This is a genomic window from Mesorhizobium sp. B3-1-9, assembly GCF_006439595.1.
Classification (GTDB): domain Bacteria; phylum Pseudomonadota; class Alphaproteobacteria; order Rhizobiales; family Rhizobiaceae; genus Mesorhizobium.
Genome location: NZ_VFTJ01000015.1, coordinates 25,424 through 42,860 on the forward strand (window position 1 = coordinate 25,424; position 17,437 = coordinate 42,860).

The 17,437-nt window shown below is 65.3% G+C and carries 12 protein-coding genes and 1 tRNA gene; 4 read left to right on the forward strand and 9 right to left on the reverse strand.

Annotation, left to right across the window (positions count from 1 at the left end):
- Nucleotides 1-10: 10 nt before the first annotated feature.
- The 6 genes from FJW07_RS22835 to FJW07_RS22860 form a co-directional block, all read right to left on the reverse strand.
- Nucleotides 11-3,154: an efflux RND transporter permease subunit gene (locus FJW07_RS22835; RefSeq protein WP_140858866.1), complete on the reverse strand. Its 3,144-nt coding sequence runs from the start codon at nucleotides 3,152-3,154 to the stop codon at nucleotides 11-13.
- Between the two features lie 4 nt (nucleotides 3,155-3,158).
- Nucleotides 3,159-4,451: an efflux RND transporter periplasmic adaptor subunit gene (locus tag FJW07_RS22840; protein WP_140858867.1), complete on the reverse strand. Its 1,293-nt coding sequence runs from the start codon at nucleotides 4,449-4,451 to the stop codon at nucleotides 3,159-3,161.
- A complete protein-coding gene (locus FJW07_RS22845; protein WP_246680850.1) occupies nucleotides 4,435-7,581 on the reverse strand; it encodes an efflux RND transporter permease subunit in 3,147 nt (1,048 codons plus the stop codon). The genes FJW07_RS22840 and FJW07_RS22845 overlap by 17 nt, the downstream gene beginning before the upstream one ends.
- Entirely contained in the window at nucleotides 7,578-8,735 is a 1,158-nt protein-coding gene (locus FJW07_RS22850; RefSeq protein ID WP_140858868.1) for an efflux RND transporter periplasmic adaptor subunit, read from the reverse strand. The genes FJW07_RS22845 and FJW07_RS22850 overlap by 4 nt, the downstream gene beginning before the upstream one ends.
- Entirely contained in the window at nucleotides 8,716-8,919 is a 204-nt protein-coding gene (locus tag FJW07_RS22855; protein ID WP_246680851.1) for a hypothetical protein, read from the reverse strand. The genes FJW07_RS22850 and FJW07_RS22855 overlap by 20 nt, the downstream gene beginning before the upstream one ends.
- An 82-nt stretch (nucleotides 8,920-9,001) precedes the next feature.
- Entirely contained in the window at nucleotides 9,002-9,667 is a 666-nt protein-coding gene (locus FJW07_RS22860) for a hypothetical protein (RefSeq protein WP_140858869.1), read from the reverse strand.
- A 241-nt stretch (nucleotides 9,668-9,908) separates the two neighbouring features.
- Between FJW07_RS22860 and FJW07_RS22865 the strand changes: the two genes are divergently transcribed.
- The 3 genes from FJW07_RS22865 (at nucleotide 9,909) to FJW07_RS22875 (ending at nucleotide 12,328) form a co-directional block, all read left to right on the forward strand.
- Nucleotides 9,909-10,655, forward strand: a complete 747-nt coding sequence (locus FJW07_RS22865; protein ID WP_140647622.1) for a response regulator — start codon at nucleotides 9,909-9,911, stop codon at nucleotides 10,653-10,655.
- A complete protein-coding gene (locus FJW07_RS22870; RefSeq protein WP_140858870.1) occupies nucleotides 10,652-11,896 on the forward strand; it encodes an ATP-binding protein in 1,245 nt (414 codons plus the stop codon). Before FJW07_RS22865 ends, FJW07_RS22870 begins: the two co-directional genes overlap by 4 nt.
- 138 nt (nucleotides 11,897-12,034) lie before the next feature.
- Nucleotides 12,035-12,328 (forward strand): hypothetical protein, encoded by a 294-nt coding sequence (locus FJW07_RS22875; protein ID WP_140858871.1) that lies wholly within the window; start codon nucleotides 12,035-12,037, stop codon nucleotides 12,326-12,328.
- A 1,071-nt stretch (nucleotides 12,329-13,399) separates the two neighbouring features.
- Here FJW07_RS22875 and FJW07_RS22880 read toward each other — a convergent pair.
- The 3 genes from FJW07_RS22880 to phaC all read right to left on the reverse strand — a co-directional run bounded on the left by FJW07_RS22880 (nucleotide 13,400) and on the right by phaC (nucleotide 16,933).
- Nucleotides 13,400-13,474 (reverse strand) — tRNA-Glu (locus tag FJW07_RS22880).
- Between the two features lie 140 nt (nucleotides 13,475-13,614).
- Nucleotides 13,615-14,772: a YcbK family protein gene (locus FJW07_RS22885; protein WP_181182005.1), complete on the reverse strand. Its 1,158-nt coding sequence runs from the start codon at nucleotides 14,770-14,772 to the stop codon at nucleotides 13,615-13,617.
- A gap of 325 nt (nucleotides 14,773-15,097) precedes the next feature.
- Nucleotides 15,098-16,933 (reverse strand): class I poly(R)-hydroxyalkanoic acid synthase, encoded by a 1,836-nt coding sequence (gene phaC, locus FJW07_RS22890; RefSeq protein WP_140652389.1) that lies wholly within the window; start codon nucleotides 16,931-16,933, stop codon nucleotides 15,098-15,100.
- Nucleotides 16,934-17,030: 97 nt separating this feature from the next.
- Between phaC and FJW07_RS22895 the strand changes: the two genes are divergently transcribed.
- Nucleotides 17,031-17,435, forward strand: a complete 405-nt coding sequence (locus FJW07_RS22895) for a hypothetical protein (protein ID WP_181182704.1) — start codon at nucleotides 17,031-17,033, stop codon at nucleotides 17,433-17,435.
- Nucleotides 17,436-17,437: the final 2 nt, after the last annotated feature.

Sequence of the window (17,437 nt, forward strand, 5' to 3'; positions counted from 1 at the left end):
AGAGAAACCTTTATTCCGGAGTGGCTGTGGCTTGTGTCCCGCCCATATCCTGCTTGGCCGCCTTGCCCCTGAAGATGCGGCGCACCGTGACGAACAACAGCGGCACGAGGAAGACGCCGATCGCGGTCGCCGCGATCATGCCGCCCATGACGCCGATGCCGACCGAGTTCTGCGCGCCGGAGCCGGCGCCGCTGGCGATCGCAAGCGGCGTGACGCCGAGGATGAAGGCCAGCGACGTCATCAGGATCGGCCGCAGGCGTTGTCGCGCCGCCTCGAGCGTCGCCTCGACCAATCCCATTCCGGCCGACTGCCGCTCAATGGCGAACTCGACGATGAGGATGGCGTTCTTGGCGGCAAGACCGATCGTGGTCAGCAGCCCGACCTTGAAATAGACGTCGTTGGTCTGCCCGAACAGGCTTGCCGCCGCCAGCGCGCCGAAGATACCGATCGGCACCGACAGCATGACGGCGAACGGGATCGACCAGCTCTCGTAAAGCGCGGCAAGGCAGAGGAAGACGACCAGCGCCGAAATCGCGTAGAGCGACATCGCCTGGTTGCCGGAAAGCCTCTCCTGGTGCGATAGCCCGGTCCATTCATGCGAATATCCGGCCGGCAGTTGCGCGACCAGCCTGTCGATCTCGTCCATCGCCGCGCCGGAGCTTTGGCCCGCCGCCGCCGCGCCCTGGATCTCCACCGCGGCCGAGCCGTTGTAGCGTTCGAGCCGGGGCGATCCGTAGGTCCAGTGGCTGGAGGCGAAGGCCGAGAACGGCACCATGGCGCCGCCGGAGTTGCGGACCTGCCATTTGTCGAGGTCTTCCGGCTGCATGCGGAAGTCCGGGTCCGATTGCAGATAGACCGGCTTCACCCGGCCGCGATCGATGAAGTCGTTGACGTAGTCGCTGCCCCAGGCGGTCGACAGCGTGTTGTTGATGTCGGCAAGGCTGATGCCCAGCGCGCTCGCTTTTTCCTGGTCGATATCGACCGAGAATTGCGGCTGATCCTCCTGGCCGTTGGGACGGGTGTTGGCGAGCAGCGTGCTCTTCGCGGCCAGGCCCAGCAGCTGGTTGCGTGTCTGGATCAGCGCTTCATGGCCGGTGCCATTGACGTCCTGCAGGTAGAAATCGAAGCCGTTGGTGTTGCCGAAACCCTGGATGGCGGGCGGGGCGAGCGCGAAGACCTGTGCATCCCTGATCTTGGAGAAGGCGCCCATGGCGCGGCCGGCCACCGCCGAGGCGGCGAGAGCCGGCGTCTTGCGCTGGTCGAAATCCTTCAGCCGCACGAAGGCGATGCCGACATTCTGTCCGGCACCGCCGAAGCCGAAGCCGGAAGCGGTGAACACACCTTCGACCGCGTCCTTCTCCTCGTTCAGATAGTGGTTCGTCACCTCGGCCAGCACGCGCTCGGTGCGATCCTGCGTCGCGCCGACCGGCAGCGATGCGCTGGTGATCAGAATGCCCTGATCCTCGTCCGGCAGGAACGAGCTCGGCAGCCGGGCGAACATCCAGCCCATGGCGATGACGATGGCCAGGAACACGGCAAGGAAGCGCCACGACCGGTTGATGATGCCGTGCGAGCCGTCGCGATAGGCGATCGTGCTGCGATCGAAGACGCGGTTGAACCAGCCGAACGGACCTTTCTGCGTCGCATGGTTCTTGGCCGGGCGCAGGATCGTGGCGCATAGCGCCGGCGTCAGCACCAGCGCGACCAGCACCGAGAGCACCATCGCCGAGACGATGGTGACGGAGAATTGCCGGTAGATGATGCCGGTGGAGCCGCCGAAGAAGGCCATCGGCACGAACACGGCCGACAGCACGGTTGCGATGCCGATCAGCGCGCCGGTGATCTCGTGCATCGATTTGCGCGTCGCCTCTTTCGGCGGCAGGCCTTCCTCCTGCATCACGCGCTCGACATTCTCGACCACGACGATGGCGTCGTCGACGAGCAGGCCGATGGCCAAAACCATGGCGAACATGGTGAGCGTGTTGATCGAATAGCCGAAGAAGGAAAGCACGCCGAATGTGCCGAGCAGCACCACCGGCACGGCGATCGTCGGGATGATGGTGGCGCGCAGGTTCTGCAGGAAAAGCAGCATCACCAGGAAAACCAGCACGATCGCTTCGGCGAGCGTCTTCACCACTTCCTCGATCGACAGGCGCACGAAGGGCGAGGTGTCGTATGGGTAGACGACCTCGACGCCTTGCGGGAAGGTCGAGCTCAGGCGATTGATCGTCGCGCGTACCGCCTCCGCGGTGCTGATGGCGTTGGCACCGGTCGCCAGGTTGATGGCGACGCCGGCGGCGGGCTTGCCGTTGTAATGGGCCTGCGTGGTGTAGCTTTCGGCGCCGATCTCGACCTTGGCGACGTCGTTCAGCCGAACCAGCGAGCCGTCGGTATTGCTCTTGAGGATGATGTTGCGGAACTGTTCGGCGGTTTGCAGCCGGCTCTTGGCCGTCACCGTGGCGTTGAGCTGCTGGCCCTTGCGCGCCGGCAAGCCGCCGAGCTGGCCCGCCGAAACCTGCGTGTTCTGCGCCTCGATGGCGGTGGCGACATCGCTCGGCATCAGCGCATATTGCGCCAATTTGTCGGGGTCGAGCCAGATGCGCATGGCATAGCCGGAGCCGAAGAGCTGCGTCGAGCCGACGCCTTCGACGCGCTTCAGGGTGTCGTTGACGGTGCTGTCGACATAATCGGCAAGATCGGTCGAGTTCATCTTGCCGTCGCTGGAGACGAAGCCGATGACCATCAGGAAGCCGGTCGAGGATTTTGAGACGGTGATGCCGTTGCTCTGGACGACCTGGGGCAGCTGCGACTGCACCAGCTGCAGCTTGTTCTGCGTCTGAACCTGGGCCGTGTCCGCGTTGGCGGCGCTGGTGAAGGTCAGCGTGATCGAAGCCTGACCGGTCGAGGTCGACGTCGCCGTCATGTAATCGAGATTATCGATGCCGGTCATGCCCTGCTCGATGACCTTGGTCACCGAGTTCTCGACGGTCTGGGCATCGGCGCCGGGATAGGTGGCGCTGATGTTGACGGTGGTCGGCGCGATCTGCGGATATTGCGAGATCGGCAGCGATTGCAGCGCGAGCAGGCCGCCCAGCATGATCACGATGGCGATCACCCAGGCGAAGATCGGCCGGTTGATGAAGAAACCCGACATCGCTTTAGTTCCCGGTTGCGCCGGAGGCCGGCTGCTTTGCGGCACCGGCGGCATTGCCGCTGGCGGGGGCGGCTGAGGCGGAGTTCTGCTCGCGGTCCTTGATCTCGCCGGTCGTTTCGTCGATCGTCACTTCGACCGCCGTCGCGTCGCCGCCGGCGCGCACCAGCTGCAGGCCCTCGACGATGACGCGGTCGCCGTCGCCGACGCCGGAATCCACCAGCCAGTTGTTGCCGACGCTGTTGCGCACGCTCAGCGTACGCTGCTCGACCTTGCCCTGGGCATTGACCACCATGGCCGTCGCCTGGCCCTTGGGATCACGGGTGACGCCGCGCTGCGGCACCAGGAAGCTGTTTTGGGCTACGCCTTCCTCGACGATGGCGCGCACGTACATGCCCGGTAAGAGCAGGCGGTCGGGATTGGGAAACTGGGCTCTGAGCGCGAAGGTGCCGGTGGACTGGTCGACATTGGCGCCGGCGAATTCCATCTTGCCGTCCTCTGCGTAGATGGTGCCGTTGTCGAGCTTCAGCTTGACGCTGACATTGGCCCCGCTGAACTTCAGCCGGCCTTCGTTGATCGCCTGGCGCAGATTGAGCAGGTTGGTGCTCGATTGCGTGACGTCGACATTGATCGGGTCGAGCGAGCGAATGGTGGTCAGCACCGTCTCCTGGTTGGCCGTGACCAGCGCGCCCGGCGTCAATGACGATTTGTCGATCCGGCCGGCGATCGGCGCGGTGATCGAGGTGCGGTTGAGGCTGATCTTCGCGGTCTCGACGCTGGCCTTGGCCGACGCGACATCGGCCTGGGCCTGCGCCAGCGTCGCGGCGGCATCGTCGTAATCCTGCTTCGAGACCACGTTCTGCTTCAGCAGCCCGGAATAACGATCGAATTTGGCCTGCGCGGTGGGCACCGCGGCTTCCGCCTTCTGCTGGGTGGCGACGGCGCTGTCATAGGCCGCCTGATAGCTCGCCGGGTCAATAAGGTAGAGCGGCTGTCCCGCCACCACCTCGGCGCCTTCCTGGAACAGGCGCTGCTGGATGATGCCGTCGACCTGCGGGCGCACCTCGGCAATGAGAGAGGCAGCCGTGCGGCCCGGCAATTCGGCGGTGATCGCAACCGATTGCGGATGCAGCGTGACGACGCCGACCTGGGGCCTGCCGACGCCACCCATGCCGGCCGGCACCTGGCTCTTTTCCTGCGAGCAGGCCGCCAGGAGAAGCGCGGCGCACAGAATTCCCGCCCAGGGAGACAGGCGGCGAGGCCTCGCCAGCAACAGAGAGCGATCAGGCTTGATATGCATTGGCTGGATCTTTCGCTGGAGTTGCGGTTCCCGCTTGGCCGGTAGCGCCGGGCGCTTCGACCAACAGCTTGCCGAGATGGCGGGCGAGGAAGCCCTGGATGTCGTCCATGAAAGTGTAGACCACCGGCACGTAGACGAGGCTGAGCACGGTCGAGGAGATGAGACCGCCGATCACGGCGATCGCCATCGGCGCCCGGGTCTCGGCGTCGGCGCCGATGCCAAGCGCGATCGGCAACATGCCGGCGCCCATGGCGATCGATGTCATGACGATGGGCCGGGCTCGCTTGCGGGCGGCGTCGAGCAGTGCCTCGAAGCGGCTCATGCCATGCTCCTTCTCGGCGACCAGGGCATATTCGACGAGCAGGATCGAGTTCTTGGCCGCGATGCCCATCAGCATCAGTATGCCGATCAACGGCGAGATGCCAAGTGCCTTGCCCGTGACGAGCAGGAAGCCAAGCGCGCCGCCGACCGACAGCGGCAGCGCCACTAGGATGGTCACCGGCTGCACGAAGCTGCGGAACAGCAAAACCAGCGTCAGATACATCAGGATGATGCCGGCGGCGATCGCGGTGGCAAAGCCCGTGAACAACTCCTGCATGCGCTGGGCATCGCCGCGCGCCAGCTCGTGCACGCCCTGGGGCAGGCTTTTCATGATCGGCAGCGCGCGAATGGCTGTGGTCGCCTGGCCAAGCGTCAGGCCGGAGAGGTCGGCCTCTATCGTCGCGCTGCGGCTGCGGTCGACGCGCGTGATGCTGTTCGGTCCGGCGCTGAAGCCGATGGCGGCGACGGCGCCGAGCGGCACCGTGCCCTTGCTGCCGGCCAGCGGCAACACCGCAAGCTTCGCCGGATGGTCGATGGCGCCGTCGGGCAGAGTGACGACGATCGACACCTGTCGATCGCCGAGATTGAATTTCGCCAGGCTGGTGTCGGTGTCGCCGATGGTGGCGATCTTCACCGTCGCGGCGATCTCTGTCGGCGTGACGCCAAGCTCGGCAGCCCTGGCGCTGTCGGGTCGCACGATCAGCTCGGGCTTGGTGGTGGCGGCCGTCGAGGTCGGGTTGATCAGGCCCGGCACGGATTTCATCTGCTCGATCAGCGCGTTGCTCGCTTTTTCGAGAGCCGCGCCGTCGTCGCCGACCAGTGTGATCGACACCTTGGCGCCGGCGAAGCCGTCGGCGCCGAACTGGATGCGGGCGCCTGGAATGCCGTTGAGCTTCGGCGAAGCCTCGGCCTCGAATTGCTGCTGGCTCATGGTGCGCTCGGCGCGCGGCTTCAGGTTGACCGTGACGGTCGCGGTCCGCACCTCGGCCGAGCTCGAGCTTTGGTTCGGCCCGCCGCCTGACGAGACGGCCGTGCCGATGTTGGCAAACACGCTGTCGACGGCCGGCTCCTTCTGAAGCCGTTTGTTGATCTCCTGCACCACAGCCGTGGTCTGCTCGATGGTCGAGCCGGGCTGCAGCTCGACCGAGATCATCGAGCGGCCGCGATCCGCCGCCGCCATGAATTCGGTCGGCAGTTTCGTTGCCAGCGCCATCGAGCCGGCAAAGAAGGCAATGCCTGCCAACAGCGTGATCCAGCGGTGGTCGAGCGCCTTGCGCAGCAGCCACAGATAGGTCGGCACCCAGGCAGGCAGATCGTCCTCGTCGTGGCCGCCGGCGCGCACCAGATAGGCGCCCATCAACGGGGTGAGCATGCGCGCCACCAGCAGCGAAAACAGCACGGATACGCAGACAGCGACGGCAAAGGAGAAGAAGAACTTGCCGGGAATGCCGGGCATGAAGGCGACCGGCAGGAAAACGGCGACGATGGTGGCTGTGGTCGCAACCACGGCGAGGCCGATCTCGTCCGCCGCCTCGATCGCTGCCTGGTAGGCGCTGACACCGGTCTGGCGCATGTGGCGCACGATGTTCTCGATCTCGACGATGGCGTCGTCGACAAGGATGCCGACGACCAGCGACAGCGCGAGCAAAGTGATGTTGTTGAGCGAGATGTCGAAGGCCGCCATCACCGCGAAGGTCGGGATCAGCGACAGCGGCATGGCTACCGCCGACACCAGCGTTGCCCTGATGTCGCGCAGGAACAGCCAGACCACGCCGACGGCGAGCAGAGCGCCGAGCCAGAGCGCCTCGAGGGCGGCATCATAGCTTTCCTGGACGAAGCCGGACGAGGAGGTGACTTCGGTGAATTTCGCCGTCGTGGTCCTGGCCCCCAAGTCGGCGATCGCGGCGCGGGCGGCCTTGACCACGTCGATCTCGCTCGAACCGACCGATCTGTAGACATTGAAGGCGACGACCTGCCTGCCGTCGAGATAGGCGGCCTGGCGCGGCTTTTCCCAGCTGTCGACGACGGTGCCTAGATCGGACAGCTTGACGTCACCGGCGCCATTGAGCGCGATGCGGGTGTCGGCCAGCGCCTCGACCGTCGTGGCGCTGGCGAGCGTGCGCACTGACTGCTCCTGGCCACCGATATTGGCGCGGCCGCCCGGCTGGTTGACGTTGTTGGAAGCCAGCGTCTGGCTGACATCGCCGGCGCTGATGCCCAGCGCCGCCAGGCGGTCGGGATCGAGCTCGACGCGGATGACCCGGTCGACGCCGCCGGAACGGGTGATCTTGGAGACGCCATCGACACCGAGCAGCACCTTGGCGACGTCGTTGTCGATGTACCAGCTCAGCTGATCCGGCGACATAGCGGGCGCCTCGACGACAAAGGTCAGCACCGAATTGCCGGTCGCGTTGACCTTCGCCACGACTGGCGTCTGGGCTGCGGCCGGCAGGCTGGACTGCACACCCGAGACCGCGTTGCGGACATCGTTGGTGGCGGTCTCGGGATCGGTGCCGAGGGTGAATTCGACCGTGGTGACGGATGAGCCCTCGCTGATCGAGGTCGAGACGTCGTCGACGCCTTCGAGGGTTGCCACGGCATTTTCGATCACCCGCGCGACCTGGACTTCCATTTCGCTCGGCGCCGCGCCCGGCTGCGCCACCGTGACGGTGACGGTCGGCAGGTCGATGTCGGGCATGTTGTTCGTGCGCAGCTGCATGAAGCCATAGGCGCCGGCGATGGCCAGCGACAGGAACAGCACGATGGTCGGCACCGGATTGCGGATCGACCAGGAGGAGATGGCGTTCATTGCGTCTGCTCCGCCGCGCTTGCGGCATCGGCGGCCGTCGCTTCGCCGGCGGCGACGCGCACGAGATTGCCGTCATTGAGGAAGCCGGCGCCGGCGACGACGACCTGGTCGCCTTCCGACAGGCCGCTTTCGATGGCGACCCGACCGTTCTGGCGCGTGCCGGTCGCGACGGGACGCGCGCTGACCTTGCTTTCACCGTCAATGACGAACACGGCCGGCTTGCTGTCATGCCAGACCAGGGCCGTCTCGGCGACGGCAAGCCGCCGGGACGACGCCGTCTCGATCGTGACGCGGGCAAACATGCCGGGCTTCAGCCCGGAACCTTCGCCGACCGCGACATAGACGGTGGCGAGCCGGGTGGTCGCATTAACCGTCTCCGCTATCGAGGAAACGCTGCCGGAGAAAGCGCGGCCCGAGGCGTCGACGATGTTCGCCGCCTGGCCAACCGAGATGGCCGCCAGATCCTTTTCCGGGACGAGGACGCCGATCTCCAGCCTGCCGTCGCGGATGATCTTCATCAACTCAGTGCCGGCCTGGACGATGGAGCCCGTCACGGCCGGCTTGCTGGACACGATGCCGTCGAACGGTGCGCGGATAGTCGTCCTGTCGAGCTCGGCCTGCAACCTGTCTGCGGCGGCCTCGGCCTGCTCGACACCTGCCTTGCCGGTTTTCACCGCGGTCGCCTTTTCCTCGGCGGTCTCCGCGCTGACGGCATTGCTGGCGAGCAGCTTGTCGGCACGCGCGGCGGCTGACAGCGCGGAGTCGAGCGTCGCCTGCGCCTGGGCGACAGCCGCCTTCTGCTCGGCAAGCTGGGCTTTGAGAAGCGAGTCGTCCAACCGGGCGATGACATCGCCGGCCCTCACACGGTCGCCCTCGGCTGCCAGGACCTCGGTCAGGCGCAGGCCGCTCTCTTCCGCGCCGATCGTCGCTTCCTGCCAGGCTGCCACCGTGCCGGTGGCGCTGACGGAAGACGTGACCGCCTCGGGATGGACCCGCTCCACCGAAACGGTGAGCGTGGCAGCCTGAGCAGGCGCGGCTTTCCCGACGTCCGGCTCCGGCGCGCCGCGGCCATAGGCCTTCAGCATCGCGGCGACAGCGGCCGCGACCAGTATGGCGACGAGGAGAAGATGGCTTTTACGCAATTTTCTGGTCATGATTTTCGGTGTTCGAAGGCGAGATCGGAAGCGACAGGCGGTAGGCGGCGAAGCTCAGCCGGATCGCCCCCTGCAATGCCTGCTTCGACAGGATCCGCTGCCTGGCGCTGGCGCCAGGGCGGGTCGTCAAGGGCGAGCCCAGGGAGGCAAGCAGCCGCAGCATCATCAGGGCTTCCCACATCATAATGCGCTCCATGCGAGTTGGCGGTCGCGCGGACGCGTCCGGCAACTCACAGAAAGTACCGGCCGGCCCTTGAACGGGTGGGTCAGGGGGCCGGCCGGCGCAGCCGGTCAGAGTTGCTCGCCAGCTGTCCGCCGTGATCGGGCAGACCTCCGGGGCCGGCTGCATCCGGCGGATCACCCCACAGGCCGGGGGGCGGGCCATGCGGCCGATCCGCCGAAGCGAGGATTTCAAGCTGTTCGGGTGTCAGCTTGGAGCGGAGCGCGGCGATCGCGTCCTTCAGCTTGGCCGCCGAGTTGGCGCGCGTCGTGACATCGTCGGCCAGCTTTTCCTGGAACGCGAAGGGATCGCGGCCAGCACCTGGCGCGGGTCTGTCGGGATCCGGACCGCCGGTGCCGCCCAGGCCGAAGTCCGGTCGTGCCGGCGGCGCCAGCACCGCCTGCAGCGCGCTGGTGTAATCGCGCCAGGCGTCGAGCTGTTCGGAGCGGATGCCGATGCGGGTCTCGAGCAACGAAAGGTGCGCCGCGAGCATTTCGGGCGGCGGTCCCATGCGACGAGGTCCGAAATCCTCCGGTCCATGCCGCATCGCCCAGTGCTGTGCGTGCCAGCGCATCGGGCCTGGGCCCGCATCGTCCTGCCGATCGAAGGCCGGCGGCTGGTCGGCCGGTGCGCCGGGCTCGGGCTGGGCGGCCAGCACCGGGTGGATCGCCGCGACCGAGAACAGGCCGAGCGCCAAAAGTCTGCTTCGCATGACGTTATCCTTTCCTGCATGCTTCGGATGCAGGGAGGATAGGAAGCGACTTTTGCCGCTTCGCGTCGGCGTGTTGCCGAAGGTTTCCGCAAAAAGGAGATTTGTTTCCGAACGTTTCCGGCGCCTTGCGGGAAACGTTCGGTTGCAATTTTTCGTGCCGTTGGCGCGCGGCACTTCCTATAATCAGGGACAAGCAGTGACAGACGGGCAACGATAACGGGCAAGGTGAAACGGGCCGGATATGCAGGCACAACCCCACATCCTCGTCGTCGACGACGACCGCGAGATCCGCACGCTGCTCGGGCGCTATCTGGACGGCCAGGGCTTTCGCGTCTCGGTGGCGGCGGACAGGCGCGAGTGCGAGCAGAAGCTGGGCGCCGGCCAGTTCGATCTTGTCGTGCTCGACGTCATGCTGCCCGATGGCTCGGGTCTCGACATCTGCAGGAGCCTGCGTGACCGCAAGCCGCACATCCCGGTCATCCTGCTGACGGCGCTGAAAGAGGATGTCGACCGCATCATCGGGCTGGAGTTCGGCGCCGACGACTATCTCGGCAAGCCGTTCAACCCGCGCGAGCTGTCGGCCCGCATCCGCGCCGTGCTCAGGCGCTCGGCGCCCGAGGAGGCCGCTCCGCCCAAGGTGCGCGTCTACCAGTTCGCCGGCTACCGGCTGGAGCCGGACACACGCAAGGTAATGGATGCCGATGGCGCCTTGATCGATCTTACCGGCGCCGAGTTCGACCTGCTGCAGGTTTTCCTCGACCGTCCCGGCCGGCTTTTGTCGCGCGACCAACTGCTCGACCTGACGCAGGGCCGCGAGCGCGATCCGCTGGAGCGCTCCGTCGACGTGCTGGTGAGCCGGCTGCGCAAGAAGTTTGCCGAAGCGGGCGAGGCGGCGCTGTTCAAGACGGTGCGCAATGGCGGCTATCAGCTGACCGCGCGCGTCGAGACGATGGAGTACCGCGCCCCGACGACGGAGGCGGGCACATGACCTCGCTGCGCCGGCGGCTGATCATCCTTCTCGTCGTTTCGATCCTCGGTGTCGTGGGCCTCGCGACATTCGTTGCCGTCAAGGTGCTCGGCGGTCCGTCGCCCGAACTGATCATGGGGCCGCTGGCCCACCAGATCCAGTATATGGTGCAATTGGCTCCCGGCCACGCGCAGACCGCGCGCGACGCGCCGATCACCGTCGGCGGCAGTCCGGCCCCCGGTATCGAGGACCGCAAGCACACGCGCGTGCTGAACGATATCCTGCAGCATGACGGCGTCGATGTTTCGGCTGTCGTCACCCGTAACGTCGGCGGGCCGGGCATGGTCGCCTCGGTCGCTCTGCCTGGCAATCGCTGGATGATCGTCGACGTTCCCGATTTCGGTCCGCCGCGCGATGTCTGGTATGGGCTGGCGGGCTGGATGGCGCTGATCGTGCTCGGCGCCACGCCGGTCTCGATCTACTTTACCGGTGTGCTGGTGCGGCCGCTGGAGATGCTGGAAGCCGCCGTCAGCAAGATCGGATCGGATGGGGTGCTGGCGGCTGTGCCGGAGAAAGGACCCGCCGAAGTCAGGGCGACGGCGCGTGCGCTCAACGAGCTGTCGGAAAGGCTCAAGACCGCGATGGAAAGCCGCATGCGCCTTGTCGCGGCCGCGGGTCATGACCTGCGCACGCCGATGACCAGGATGCGGCTCAGGGCCGAGTTCCTCGACGAAGACCGCGAAAAATGGCTGAGCGATCTCGACGAGCTCGATCGCATCGCCGACAGCGCCATCCGCCTGGTGCGCGAGGAGGTGAATCAGGACGCGGTCGAGCCGGTGGAACTGGACAGGCTGGTCCGCGATATCGAGGTCGAGATGGTCTCGCTTGGCCACGCGGTGACGATCGACCACCTTGATCACGTATCGGTCAAAGCCGGCGCGCTTGGCTTGCGCCGCGCGCTGCGCAACCTGATCGTCAACGCCGCCACGCACGGCAAGAGCTGCAGCATCGCGCTCGCGGGGCGGGGCGGCCAAGCGGCTCTCACCATCGCCGACCGCGGCCCCGGCATTCCGCCGGACCTGTTGAACAAGGCCTTCGAGCCGTTCTTCCGAGTCGATCCGGCGCGCACGCAATTCATTCCGGGCGCTGGGCTGGGGCTCGCGATCGCGAAGGAGATCATCGAGCGCTACGGCGGCACGATCACGCTGGAGAACAGGCAGGGAGGAGGGTTGCTGCAGACGGTGGTTTTCGCGGCGGTCTAGCGTTTCGGCAGCCCCGTTCGTCCCTGCGCTGTCCGACGCGATGTCGGCTTTGCTCGCCGCATCGTGATAGCGCGACCGTTGCGGAACGGCGTCGCCGGATGCGAATTTGGCGATACGATGTTTTGCGAGGATGCCACCATGCCCATACGCAAGATTGCGTTTTGCGCGGCAGCGATGATCGTTGCCGCCACAAATTTCGCCGATGCGAGGCCCGACACACGCAAGATGACCTGCGCGCAGACCCAGGCGCTGATCCAGAGCCACCACGCAGCGGTGCTGAGCACCGGAGCGAACACCTATGATCGCTACGTCCGCCAATTCGGCAATGAGTGCGATGCTCCTTACGTGCCGATGGTCGACTATGTCCCGGCGAGCGACGGTCGGTGCATGGTTTATCGGTGCGAAGAGCCGGCGCCCATGGTTCCGGATTGATCGGCGGCCAGCGCCGCTTTCCCGGCTTGCACGTAATCCCAGACGCCGGCTGATGCCATTTACTTGACCTTTTGCATCTCCGGGGCCGGCGTCTGGTCAGTCGCCGGAGCCGGCGTGCAATCCGGGCCCTTGCAGTCGAGGACCGGATCCTCGGCCGGGGGCAGGCAATTTTGCCCCTCGCAATGAATTGCCGGCGATGGTTCCGTCGCTGGCTGGCTATTCGGCTGGACAGGTTGATCGTCGGCGCGAACAGGCGAAGCGCCTGCCAGGCCAATCATCGCCGCGCACGGCAGCGCTATCCGAAGCAAGTTCATTCTTGCCTCCACGGTTGGGAACGAGGAGAAGCTACACCTTCGGTTGGGAGTCTACACCCTGTCAGCCGTGAATGGCGTTAATGGCGGGTTTCTGCCCCCGAGAGCCCATTGTCGCGCCGACTGCCGCAATGAACCAGACCCGGCCGCGCTCCATGACGCCTCCTCTCGGTTGCCAATCCGAAGCGAACAAGACGTCCGAGGCCTGTTCCGCCGAGAGGGAGTACAATGGGCATTTCTCGGCCATCCGTACGTGCAATTTCACTCCGCAAGCGGAACGAGAGTGCGGGTTAACCAGTTACGTCGATATGCCTACCAAGGTCAAAGAACCGCAGCCGAAGTCCGACCAGAAAAAGGGACCTGTTCCCGATCAGGAAGGATCGCCAGAGCCTGAACATGTCGACAAGCCACCGCGAGACGTACGAGAGGCACCGGCACCAAATCCCGACGGCGACAAGAAGTCCTGATGAATTGCGCAAGTGAAACGATGGCCCGGCTGCCATGTGGCCAGGCCTTTGCCAACCTAACCACGGATGTAACCAGGAGGGTTTCTCGCTGCTTCATCAATTGGAATGGGGTGAAGTTCCAGCGCGCCGCCCCGGGGAGGCTATCCAAAGGCTCATCGAAGCGATCGCACACAGGAAATGAAACTGCCGATTTGGCTGGTGAGCGGATCGGTCGGTAGCTTCTGCCTCAGATAATCCTCAAGCGTTAGGCCCCTGATCGCCGCTCGACGGTCCTCACATGTCTTTGAAAAGACTGGTACGCCCAAGGGGAATCGAACCCCTGTTACCGCCGTGAAAGGGCGGTGTCCTAACCGCTAGACGATGGGCGCGCTCAGACGAAGCGGCTTATAATTGCGTTGTTGCCAACCGGCAACCCATCCGCAGCCATATGCGACAATTTTTCACGGCGCCGTGAAACGCGTGGCTTTAGACGAAAAAAGCGCCGGACGTGCACGAACGGCGGGCAGGCTCAGCCGTCCTCGCCACCGCCGCTGCGGCGGCGGCAGCGCCAGTTCCAGTCGCGCTCGGGGCCGACGTCGACATGGACGGATTCGGTGTGGCAGTAGGTGCCGACGCCGCCGCGGCCCGGCATCGTGCGGACGTAGTTCGCCAACTCCCACTTCGAGACGCCCGGCACCTGGATGTCGGCGGCGGCGCAGTACATGTGCAGCGAGTTCTTGGCGCCGTTGGCGCGGCGGTTGCGCGAGGGATCGCGATAGCCGGAGGTGACGATCATCTTGCGGCCGAAATGGCCCTCGATCGTCTTCAGCACCCGCACCAGCGAAGGCTTGAGGCAGGCGACGTCGACGCTTTCATTCTGCTTCAAAAGACCATTTGGCGCGAGTCTCGCCATGCCGGCGGCCGACGCCACCTGGTAGGAACCGCCGCCCTCGTCCTCATTGAGGTCGACGTCGCTCTCGTCGTCGATGCCGGACTTGCGCTTGATCTCGAACAGCGCCGTCTGGCGCACGCCGGGGAGAGCGTCGGCGCCGGTGATGTGATTGGCCGGGTCGTCGAGCGAGGCCAGTTGCACCGGCTTCTCGGCCGGGGTCGCCGAGGCCAGCGTCACGATCGGCTTGGCCGGCGGCGGCGTGGTCTTGGCCTGCGCCGCCGGCTGGTCGCCGGAGCGCGCGTTGTTGATCAGGGGGGCGGGCGCGGCCGCAGCCGGCGTGGTGCTGAAAAGCGAGGCGAACAGGCTCTTCTTCGGCGCGGCGATCTGCGGCTGCGCAGGCTCGCCGGCGGTCACATAGACGCCGTTGCTCATGGCTTGCGTGGTCGCCTGCGCCTTCGACGCGACGGCGGCGGCATCCCCGGCGGCGACCTGCTGGGCGACGGCTTGCGTCTGTTGCGCCGTTTGCGCCTGCTGAACCAGCGGTTGCGGCGTGCTTCCGGCAATGGCCTGGGCGCCGGCAGGGATGGCGATGGGGAAGGTGCCGTCCGGCCGCGTCTCCGGCACATAGGCGACCTTCTCGGGCAGGGGCGTATCGCTCTCGCTCATCACGGTCGCTGCCGGATCAGTGGGCGCCGATGCCTGCAACGACGAATCGGCCGAAGCCGCGGTCTTGGCGCTGGATGACGCGCTCATTTCGGTCGCGGTCGAATTGTAGGCGGGCGAAACGACCGACATCGTCGGGTCGCCGGTCGATGTGCAGGAGGCCAGAAGCACGGAGAAAAGCGCCGCCGCAATGCTGCGGCTTTCCCCTCGTGCAAGACGCCAACCTACTGATTTCAAAATAAATTCCCCCTCGGTATCCGGTCGGTTCGTTATCGCCGCGCCACTCCAGAACGGCGCCGCGATAACCCTCCTGTTCCCAACCGGAACGGGACGTGTGTCGAATCTGCAAGCCTCGGAATTATTCTGCGTCGAACGCCGATTTGAGGCCGCCGAACGATTGACGCCACCATTTCGCCCTGTTTGGGCGGGGCGTCAACTCACCAGACATTACAGTCTGTTACACGCGCACCTTGACATAGGTGCCCGGCGCATCCCCCAAGGTTTTCATACGCTTGCCCGGTTTTCGGGCGGGTACGCGGATGTCGTCCTGGTTCTCAATCCAGTGTTGCCAGTGCGTCCACCAGGACCCGGGATGCTCGTGCGCCGCGGCGAGCCACGCGTTGAAGTCACCCACCGGCTTGCCGCCGGTCCAGTACTGATATTTCCTGGCGGCGGGCGGGTTGACGACGCCGGCGATGTGGCCGGAACCCGCCATCACATATTCGACGTCGCCGCCAAAAAACTGCGATCCCAGAAACACCGAAAGCGCCGGCGCGATGTGGTCTTCCTTCGTGGCCAGGTTGTAGACCGGAATCGTGATGTCGGCCAGCGAGACCATGCGCCCGGCAAGCTCCATCACGCCGCGCGAGAGATTGTTCTCGAGATAGCAATTGCGCAGATAAAACGAGTGGTTGGCCGCCGCCATGCGCGTGGAATCGGAATTCCAGTAGAGCAGGTCGAAGGGCAGGGGCTCCTTGCCGCGCATGTAGTTGTTGACGACGTAGGGCCAGATCAGGTCGCCCGAGCGCAGCATGTTGAAGGCGGTCGCCATCTTGGTGCCTTCCAGATAGCCCTTTTCGCTCATCGAGCGCTCGACGGCTGCGACCTGGTCCTCGTCGACGAACACCTTGAGGTCGCCGGCATGGGTGAAGTCGACCTGCGTGGTGAAGAAGGTGGCCGATTTGATGCGGTGATCGCCCTCCTGCGCCAACAGGGCAAGCGCGGCGCCAAGCAGCGTGCCGCCGACGCAGTAGCCGATGGCGTTGACCTCTTTTTCGCCGGTCGCCTTCTCCACCATGTCGAGGCCGAATTGCAGGCCTTCGCGGATATAGGCCTCCCAGCCCTTGGTCCCGTGGCGTTCGTCGGGATTGATCCAGGAGATGACGAAGACGGTGTGACCCTGCTCGATCGCCCAGCGGATGAAGGATTTCTGCGGGTTGAGGTCGAGGATATAGAATTTGTTGATCCATGGCGGGCAGATCAGCAGCGGCCGTTTCAGCACGGTCTCCGTCACCGGGTCGTATTGGATGATCTCGGCGACGTCGCTGCGGCCGATGACCTTGCCGGGCGTCGTGGCGATGTTCTTGCCGATTTCGAAGGGCGTGTAATCCGCCTGGCGCAGCCTCAGGTCGCCCCGGCCGGCGGCGATGTCCTCGGCCAGCATCTTCATGCCGCGCACGAGGTTCTCGCCGTTCGAGGCGACGGTCTCGCGGAACAGCTCCGGATTGGTCAAGATGAAGTTCGACGGCGCGATCGCGTTCGACACCTGCTTGACGTAGAAGCTCGCCTTGTGACGGGTGTGCTCGTCCAGGCCCTCGGCATGCTCGACAAGCTCGTTCGCCCAGTGCGAGGTGACGAGATAGGCCTGCTTGAGGAAATCGAAGAAGGCGTTGCGGCCCCATTCCGGGTCCTGGAAGCGCTTGTCGCCGCGTTCGGGCTGAACCGCGTCCCGCGGCGCCTCGGCGTTGGGGTTGACTTTCTGGATGGCGTTCGCCCAGACGGTCATATAGCCGGCGAAGAGTCGCGTCTGCGCTTCGAGCGCGCGTTGCGGATCGCCCAGCCAGTATTCCGAGAGCTTGGAGAAGGTCTTGACCATGTCGACGACCGGTTCGGCGACATGGTCGCGCACTTCACCCTTCTCGCGCGGTTCGGCCCAGGCGGAAGCCGCCTTGCCGGCCTGCTCGATCATGCGCGCCATGTTCAGGGCGAAGCGCTCGGGATCCTTCACCAGATATTGCTCGATGGCCGAAGGTCCGCCATTTTCCGCTTTGTCCGAATCGTCAGGTTTGGACATGGTTCGCGGGGTTCCTCCCGGAGCGTTTTCTTGACATATTACCATGGGACATCTGACCGGGTCCAATTTGCTGTAACCCGGCTGCCAGGAAAACAATATGACGATTGATGTTGGCCGGACTTTTTTTCTCGACGCGGGTTCGATTTGCCGCATGGCGGTCGTGGCGGGGCTGGTCGGCGTGCTGCTGCCCGCCGGCGGCTGCACGAGCACTAGCACGAACAATGCGCCGACGGCCTTGACCGAAGGCCCGAAGGACACCGGCTCCTATCCGAACCTCAATGTCCCGCCGCCGGTCGCCGCCAAGCAACTCACCAAGGAAGAGACCGCCGCGAACCTCGCCCAGCTCAAGGCCAAGGAGCAGGCACAGATCGCCAAGGGCAGCGGCGTCAAGGCACCGGCGAATGCGGCGGCACTCAGCACCTTGGCCAAGACGCATGGCGACGACACGCTGAAGCAGATCGAGGGCAAATGCGACCCTGCTCTCGACCCTAGTTGCAATTAGGT